This window comes from Halomonas sp. McD50-4, from assembly GCF_022348135.1.
Taxonomy (GTDB): Bacteria; Pseudomonadota; Gammaproteobacteria; order Pseudomonadales; family Halomonadaceae; genus Vreelandella; species Vreelandella piezotolerans.
The window spans coordinates 69,970-78,000 of sequence record NZ_JAKRFG010000016.1; the positions used below are offsets into that span (position 1 = coordinate 69,970).

Sequence of the window (8,031 nt, forward strand, 5' to 3'; positions counted from 1 at the left end):
ATGTTAGATATCTCTGCATGGTTCAACGACCTACTAGCGGACAACCTGATTTTCACACCGACGACCCTCGGCTACTACTGGGAAGGATTGGTGACCACCACACAATTGGTCTTTCTCTCGCTGGTGGCCGGGCTCATCCTAGCGGTACCGCTGGCCATCATGCGTAGCTCCAGGCACAAATGGATCAGCCTGCCAGTCTATCTGTATACCTACGTGTTTCGCGGAACGCCGCTGTTGATCCAGCTCTACATCATTTACTACGGCGTCGTATTTATCGACGGCATTCAAGAAACCTTTCTGTGGCCGGTGCTGCGCGAAGCGTTTTACCCCGCGCTGATTGCCTTTACGCTGAACACGGCCGCCTATACCACCGAAATTTTCCGTGGTGCCATCAAGGCAACGTCGAAAGGCGAAATAGAGGCCGCACGGGCCTATGGCATGTCGCAACGTTTGATGATGCGGCGGATCATTCTGCCCAGCGCCTTTCGACGCGCGCTGCCAGCCTACGGCAACGAAGTCATATTCATGCTGCATGCCAGCGCCATTGCCAGTGTGGTGACGTTGATGGATCTGACCGGTGCGGCACGCTTCGTGTATGCGCGCTTTTATGCGCCCTTCGATGCGTTCCTATTCGTCGCAGCCATCTATCTCTGTTTGACCTTCGCGATCTTGTATTTTTTCCGCTTCTTAGAGAAAAAGCTGCTGGCCCACCTGCAGCCACAAACCACCTAACCAAAACAAAGACAACACGCGCCAGCGTAAAACAAACGTTGGTTCAAATGCAGACTCCCCCTTTTCGCCAACCTCAACCTGGGGTACGTTAAGGGGGATCACCTTGGGTGAACCTGCTTCTTTTGGTGTCTAAAAATGAAAAAACTACTGACTGTTTCTCTGCTGGGCTTGGCCGTCGCTGCAGCATCTTCTGCTCACGCGCGCGATTACGACAACGTCCGTATCGGCGTCGACGTTCCCTACGAGCCCATGGAATACCGCACCGCTGAAGGTGAACTGACCGGCTTCGACATCGACCTGGGCAACGCCCTATGCGAGCGTATCGGTGTTACCTGTGAGTGGGTCGAGCAGGAGTGGGACGGTATCATTCCAGGCCTGATGTCACGCAACTACGATGCGATCATGTCCTCCATGACCATCAACGACGAACGCCGTCAGCAGGTACTGTTCTCAGACCCCTACATCACCATGCCGTCTGCCTGGTTCGCTCCGAGCAGCCTGGACATCAGCGAAGCCAACGAAGAGACCCTGGCAGGCAAAACCATTGGCGTTCAGCGCGGCACCCTACAGGATAACTACGTCACCGATAACTTCAGTAGCGTCGCTGACATCAGCCGCTACTCCACCGCCGACGACATGGTGCTGGACATGGAAGCACAGCGTCTGGATATCGTCTTTCTCGACTTCCCGATCGGCCAGTCCACGCTGCTAGAGAGCGAAGAAGCTGAGTACGTGGTTGTAGGTGAGCGCATCAGCGAGCCGAAAGAGTACTTCGGCGACGGTTTCGGTATCGCCTTCCGTCAGCGTGACGAAGCGCTAGCCGAGCAGTTCAACGAAGCTCTGGCGGAGCTTAAAGAAGACGGCACCTACGATGAGATCTACGCCCGTTATTTCGGCGAAGAGTAAGCGCTAGCTGCTTGAGCGAGCCTCCCCACTTGGGGAGGTTCGCAAGCGAGACGCCAACATGCCCTCACGCCTCCTCTTATCCCCCGCGCTGCACGCGCTTCGCCCAGGTACCCGTGGCAACATCGCCCGTTTCTACCTGAGCGAATGGTTCGACGAATAGCCCTCCCCTTTTGGCACGCCCGTGCCAAGGCACGCCCCTGTGCGTGCATATTGCCCTGCGTGTAAGGCGCACGGCACTCCTGCGCTTAGCGCACCCCATGCAATAGCCGCCCTAAGGCGGTTGGCATACAGCAGCATCGACCTACCTACTAAAAATCGCTTCAGGAGACTGACTATGCGTTATGCAACGCTGTCCGTGGCCGCTGTTCTTGCAGCTGGTGTTTCACTTTCATTGGCATCCACTGGCGCCTTTGCCCGGGATTATGACGAGATTCGACTCGGCGTCGATGTCCCTTACGAACCCTTCATGTACCGCGAGGCCGACGGCACGCTCACCGGTTTCGAAATCGAGCTCGGCAACGCTGCCTGCGCCTACATGGAGGTCACCTGTACATGGGTCGAGCAAGACTGGGACGGCATCATTCCGGGACTGCTGGCGCGTAACTACGACGCCATCATGTCCTCCATGGCGATCACCGACGAGCGCGCCCAGCGGGTGCTGTTCTCCGAGGCGTACTACACCACGCCCAGCGCCTGGATCACCACCCGTGATAAAGAGATCGATATCGAAGATCGTGCCAGCCTGGAAGGCTTGACCGTTGGCGTGCAGCGAGCGACGTTGCAGGACAACTACGTCACTCAGCTTTACGGCGATGTCTTGGAGATCCGTCGCTATACCGGTGCTGACGATGTGGTCACCGACCTGATGGCGGGCCGCCTGGACCTCACCTTCATGGACTACCCCATCGCCGAAGCCACCATCGATATCGACACGCCAGAGAGCGATTTCCAGCGCATCAGCGACTTCATCAAGCAGCCCGAGGAGATTTTTGGCCAAGGTGTGGGGATGGCGTTTCGCCCCCGCGATGAAGCCCTGGCCGAACGCTTCAACGAGGCTCTGCACGCGCTCAAGGAGAACGGCACTTATGATGAGATCATGAACCGCTACTTCAACTACGATGTACGTTTATAAGCGCGCTGTTCGAATAGCGTGACGCTATCACTACGAGCGCCGGCCTCTGGTCGGCGCTTATCGTTTCTGATGACTCTCCAGGGAACTCCATGCTGACACTTGTAAAGAATGCCCAACTCTTTGCCCCCGAACCGCTTGGGCTGTGCCACCTGCTGATCGCCGACCAACGCGTTGCCGCCGTGCTGAATGCCGATGAAACGTATCAATTGGGCACGCTGATTCGTACGGTGGACCTGGAAGGGCGCCGCGTAATCCCAGGGTTAGTCGACCCGCTGGTGCACTACATCGGCGGTGGCGGTGAAGGCGGCTTTGGCAACCGCACCGCCGAACTCAGCCTGGAAGACGCCTGTGCCTCCGGGGTGACCACGCTGGTGGGCGCGCTAGGCACCGATGCACTTACCCGCACCCCAGCCAACCTGATTGGCAAAGCGCGGGAGCTGGCCGCTGGCGGGCTGAGCACCTACGCCTACACTGGCTCTTACCAACTTCCCCCCGTTACGCTGACCGGTTCGGTAGCCAGCGATATTCTCTACATTCCTGAGTTCATCGGCGTGGGTGAAGTCGCGATTAGTGACCATCGCGGCTCCCAACCCACTACCCAAGAGTTAACGCGGCTTGCTTCCGACGCCCGCACCGCCGGGCTGCTCGCAGGGAAATCAGGCATCGTCTTCATTCACACCGGCGACGCCGACACCCACTTGGAGCCGCTGCGCCAAGTGGCCAAAAACAGCGCCATCCCGCTGACGCAGTTCTACCCCACTCACATAAACCGCACTGCCGCGCTGTTCGAAGATGGCCTGCGCTTTGCCCGTGAAGGCGGGCGCATCGACTTCACCACCAGCACCACACCCGAGCTGCTGGCCGGTGGTGAAGTGCCTGCCTCCGAGGCAGTGGCTCGGGCGCTGAAAGCACGGATCGAGCCCGGTCAACTCAGCCTCTCCTCCGATGCCAACGCCTCCCTGCCGGAATTCGATGATCAACACCGGTTTATTGGCTTGAAACCCGGTAAACTAAGCAGTCTATTCGAGGTGCTGGGCGAGTGCGTCAATGAGCATCAGATCAGCATGGAACGCGCGCTACGCTGCGCGTCGACCACCGCCGCCGATACGCTCAAACTGCCCCACAAAGGCCGCTTACAGACGGGTTCGGACGCAGATTTCATCGTACTACGCGAAAATCACTGGGCCATCGACCAAGTCTGGGCACTGGGCAAACCCATTTTCAGCGCCAGCTAAGTGTCACGCCCTCCGGCGAACTTGCTCAGCCAAACCGGGTCTTTACTATCACCCCACCACATCCAAGGAGGTAGCATGGCTGAAACGACGGCGGGCCCCGCAACGCCCCATCAGGAGACGACAAGCGCGTTTCGTCCCTCCTCCCACTGGACCGCATGGGGACAGTGGCTAGCGCTGTTCACCATGACCGTGGATCACCTCACCCGCTACGTGCTTCCGGGTGATTGGGATTTGAGCTGGGCGGGTTCCTCGATTGGGCGCATTGCGTTCCCCCTCTTTGCCGCCATGGTGGCGTGGCACGGCCTGTTCAATACCCGCAACCCACTTCGCTATTCGCGACGCATTCTGATCATTGGGCTCGTTGCGCAAATTCCCTACATGATGATGCCCCGCGCGTCCGATGCGTTCATTTTGAACGTCTGTTTTACGTTGGCCAGCGGGTTGGCACTAGGAGCGCTGGTACGCCAAGGCTGGCAGCACTATCAACAGCAAACGTTAGGCTTTGGTTGGCTCATGTTAGGCGCTGCCGTCGGCGTTACGGTGTGGTATCTACTGGGATTTTGGGTGGAGTATGGCCACAACGGCCTGCTGCTGATTCCGCTGTTCATGTTTGCGATGCAGGCGCTCAGTGACACAGGGGATGCGCTGAAATCACGCCTATGGGCGGGGCTCGCGGCATTTCCCGTACTGTGGATTGCCGGGCAGATGAACGCCTCCGACATGGCTAAATCGTTCACCGTCGCCACGTGCGTGCTGGTCCTGATGCTCGCCGCAGGCGCAGCCCAGCGAGTGCCGCCGGTGGCGCTGGCCATGCCCCGACGTTTATGGCTGGCGTGGTACCCAGGGCACTTCGCCCTCATTGCCCTGTGGCTTCTGCTTAGCGGTCAATTGGCGGGGTAGATGCCTGCTCGGCGACGCGCTTGTTCACGTCATCACGCATCCAGGGCTGGTAGCGGCGAAGCCGCGCTCGGCCCTCGGTCTTGGCTTGATACATCGCGGTATCCGCCTGCTTGAGCACATCTGCGTGGTCACAGTCAGCGGCATTGAAACAGGTATAGCCCATGCTCGGGGTGACCTCGACCCAGCGGCTCTCTAGGCGGTACTGACCGGCCAACGCCTGCTGTACGGTCGTCATATAGCGGGCAGCGGCAAGGTCGAGTGCCTCGCTCTCCGACACATCGAACAGTGCCAACAGCACAAACTCATCGCCGCTCAGACGGGCAGCCATATCCTGGCCGTGTAGGCAGGACTCCAAACGGCGCGCGACCTGTACGAGCAGATCATCGCCCGCTGCGTGGCCAAGCGTATCGTTAATCAACTTGAAGCGGTCCATGTCCATGAACATCACCAAGCCTCCGCGTTGGCCGCTCTCTGGCTCTCGGCATAGCGCCTCCAGACGCTCGATGAACAGCCGTCGATTGGGCAAATCGGTCAACGCGTCGTAGTAGGCTTGGCGATAGATGATCGCCTCGCTGCGCTTCCGTTCGGTGAAGTCTTCGATGATCGCCACACCACCTATCATTTGATCGCTAGCACTGTGAACCCCATTGAAAAACGCCCTCAGCGGCGTTCCCTCAGTGGCTTTGGGCAGTCGATATGTGCCTTCGTAATAGCCGGTGCCTTTTTCCAGCGCATCCTTCACCGCTTGCGCCACGTCACGGTCGGCAGAGCGATCCAGCATACGATAGCCGAGCAGATTCGAGCGCTCCACGCCCAGTATGTCCAGCAGCTTGCTATTGCAGTCGGTGATCTGGCCCTGCTCATCAAAGTGCAGAACGCCTAGCGGCGAGTGCTGAAAAATGGAGCGATAGCGATTTTCGCTCTCCTTGAGCTGTGCTTCGCGGGCCCCCATGCTCACCCGCAGAGCGATATTGTCATGGATGGTCCGGCTAAAGCGTCGGCTGGTCGCCATGATCAACCCTAAAAACAGCACTAACATCAAGCCAATCAAAATCGATAGTGGCGAGCCTTGCAGCAGAAACTGCAGCTTAAGCGGCAATAGAATGGGAAGCACGAAGCCAATGGCAATCCACCATACCGACGAGAGCGTCGTCACACCGCCTGCCGCAATGCCAGCCAGCACAATCGATAGCGCAGCGATTTGGCCAGGATGGTCATGGCTGAACAGCAGCACGCCGGAAGCTCCCCAAACACAGCCTGACGCAATGGCCCCCATGGCAAACCAATGCAACCACCGTCGACGCTGTTGCTGGAGAGCGGGCAACCGTTTGAACCGCTGCGCCAGCAGTAACCTTACGGTAGAAATCAATGCCAGTGACACAAACCACCCCAACAGCAGTGGGGTGTCCACTACGGGCCACATGGCCGCCACCAGCAGCCCACCTGCCAGTACACTGCTCAACACCGGTTGCCATAAGTTGTCGTAAAGCAAGCGCACTTTTTCACCGCGCAAACGCTGCAACGTAATGTGGTGATCACGCTGATAACCACTGCGCAGCCCAGAGGCCGTTGCCGTGGCGGCAAGGGGGGTGGGGGGCGACATACAAACTCCCTGTTTTTAGTCAGCTTGACGCCAATCTTATTGGTTAGGTTGTTTTTAATACACCTGTTTTAGCACGTTTACGCGCTATTAAGGAGTAGCCGCCGACAATAAAAAAGCCGCGTTATTAAGCGGCTTGCCTTACGAAAAGAGGGCGATGACGTCAGCCCATCAGGACTGCCTGGATCGCTTCATGCCCTAGAGATCTAGCGGCGCGGGGCCACATGGGAAGATTGTTCGCTAACACGCCTGTTGACCTCATCACTCATCCACGGCTGATAGCGACGCAGCCGCGCACGGCCTTCGGATTTGGCCTGATACATGGCGATATCGGCTTGCTTGAGCACGTCGACATGGTTATAGGCCGCCGTATCAAAGCAGGTGTACCCCATACTCGGGGTAACATCGACCAAGCGGTTTTCCAACCAGTATTTCCCTGACAGCGCCTGCTGAACGCGGGCCATGTACTGCTCGGCAAGAGCGTCCGTTTGGCTCGCGTTCTCTTCGTCAAACAGGGCCAGCAAAACGAATTCATCGCCACTTAGCCGTGCGGCCATATCACCGTCGCGCAGGCAAGACTCCAAGCGCCGCGCGACCTGCACCAACAGCGCATCCCCAGCCGCATGCCCCAGGGTGTCGTTGATCAACTTGAAGCGGTCCATGTCTAGAAACAGAACCAACCCGCTGCGCTTTTGGTCGATCATGTGGGTATCGAGCGATTCCAGCCGTTCGATGAACAAGCGCCGATTGGGCAAATCCGTGAGCGCATCGTAATAGGCTTGGCGATAAATGATCTCTTCACTGCGTTTACGCTCGGTGAAGTCCTCGATAATGGCCACCCCACCGATAATGCGATTGTCCATGCCGTGCACACCGTTAAAAAAAGCACGCAGTGGCGTCTTTTTTTGGGTGTTGGGGAGGTGGTACGTGCCTTCGTAGTAACCCGTCCCTTTTTCAATCGCATCCCTGACGCTGTCGGCCACCCAGGGGTCTGCGGAAGGCACAAGCAAGTCATGGCCCACGATGCAACGACGATCAACGCCCAGGATCACCGGCAGCTTGCTATTACAGTCCGTCACCTTGCCGTCTTCATCGAAGTGAAGCACGCCCAGCGGTGAGTTTTGAAAGATGGAGCGGTAGCGATTTTCGCTCTCAAGCAATTTTGCTTCTCGATCGGCCATGCTCATGCGTAGCGAAATATTATCGTGAATGACTTGTCCCAGGCGTCGGCTGGTAAGAATCAACAAACCGACAAACACAATAATCAACCCACCGATAGCCTGCTGGGTCGGCGCTGGCGAGAGCAGTAGCAGCACTTGCAAGGGCAAGCTAATCGGGATGATGAAGCATACGGCCACCCACCACACGGCCGAAAGCATCGTAACGCTACCCGCTGCCACGCGATGCCTGTCAAGCTTGTTGGAACCTGGAATCAGGCGGCTTCTAATCGCTGATCGCGTTGAACCAGCGGGTCTTCCCGGTCCGGGTTCAGCCAGACCGTCCGGCGCGGTGTCCAGTTCCGAGTG

At 58.0% G+C, this 8,031-nt stretch carries 7 protein-coding genes; 5 read left to right on the forward strand and 2 right to left on the reverse strand.

The window, feature by feature from the left end; all coding sequences use genetic code 11:
- The 5 genes from MHM85_RS16480 (at position 1) to MHM85_RS16500 (ending at position 4,905) form a co-directional block, all read left to right on the forward strand.
- Positions 1-732 carry an ABC transporter permease gene (locus tag MHM85_RS16480; protein WP_139526762.1) on the forward strand — a complete coding sequence of 244 codons (732 nt, stop codon included), beginning with the start codon at positions 1-3 and terminating at the stop codon, positions 730-732.
- Between the two features lie 135 nt (positions 733-867).
- Complete coding sequence (locus tag MHM85_RS16485) at positions 868-1,638, forward strand: transporter substrate-binding domain-containing protein (RefSeq protein ID WP_239286456.1); 771 nt, start codon at positions 868-870, stop codon at positions 1,636-1,638.
- Positions 1,639-1,972: 334 nt separating this feature from the next.
- A complete protein-coding gene (locus MHM85_RS16490) occupies positions 1,973-2,770 on the forward strand; it encodes a transporter substrate-binding domain-containing protein (RefSeq protein ID WP_139526758.1) in 798 nt (265 codons plus the stop codon).
- An 89-nt stretch (positions 2,771-2,859) separates the two neighbouring features.
- The gene (gene iadA / locus MHM85_RS16495) at positions 2,860-4,005 is read left to right on the forward strand and encodes a beta-aspartyl-peptidase (RefSeq protein ID WP_239286455.1); all 1,146 of its coding nucleotides are present in this window, start codon (positions 2,860-2,862) and stop codon (positions 4,003-4,005) included.
- A gap of 75 nt (positions 4,006-4,080) precedes the next feature.
- Entirely contained in the window at positions 4,081-4,905 is an 825-nt protein-coding gene (locus MHM85_RS16500; RefSeq protein WP_153843776.1) for a TraX family protein, read from the forward strand.
- Here the strand turns inward: MHM85_RS16500 and MHM85_RS16505 are convergent.
- A complete protein-coding gene (locus MHM85_RS16505) occupies positions 4,883-6,508 on the reverse strand; it encodes a diguanylate cyclase (protein WP_239286454.1) in 1,626 nt (541 codons plus the stop codon). The genes MHM85_RS16500 and MHM85_RS16505 overlap by 23 nt on opposite strands.
- Before the next feature lie 203 nt (positions 6,509-6,711).
- Entirely contained in the window at positions 6,712-7,884 is a 1,173-nt protein-coding gene (locus tag MHM85_RS16510; RefSeq protein WP_275443573.1) for a diguanylate cyclase, read from the reverse strand.
- Positions 7,885-8,031 lie beyond the last annotated feature (147 nt).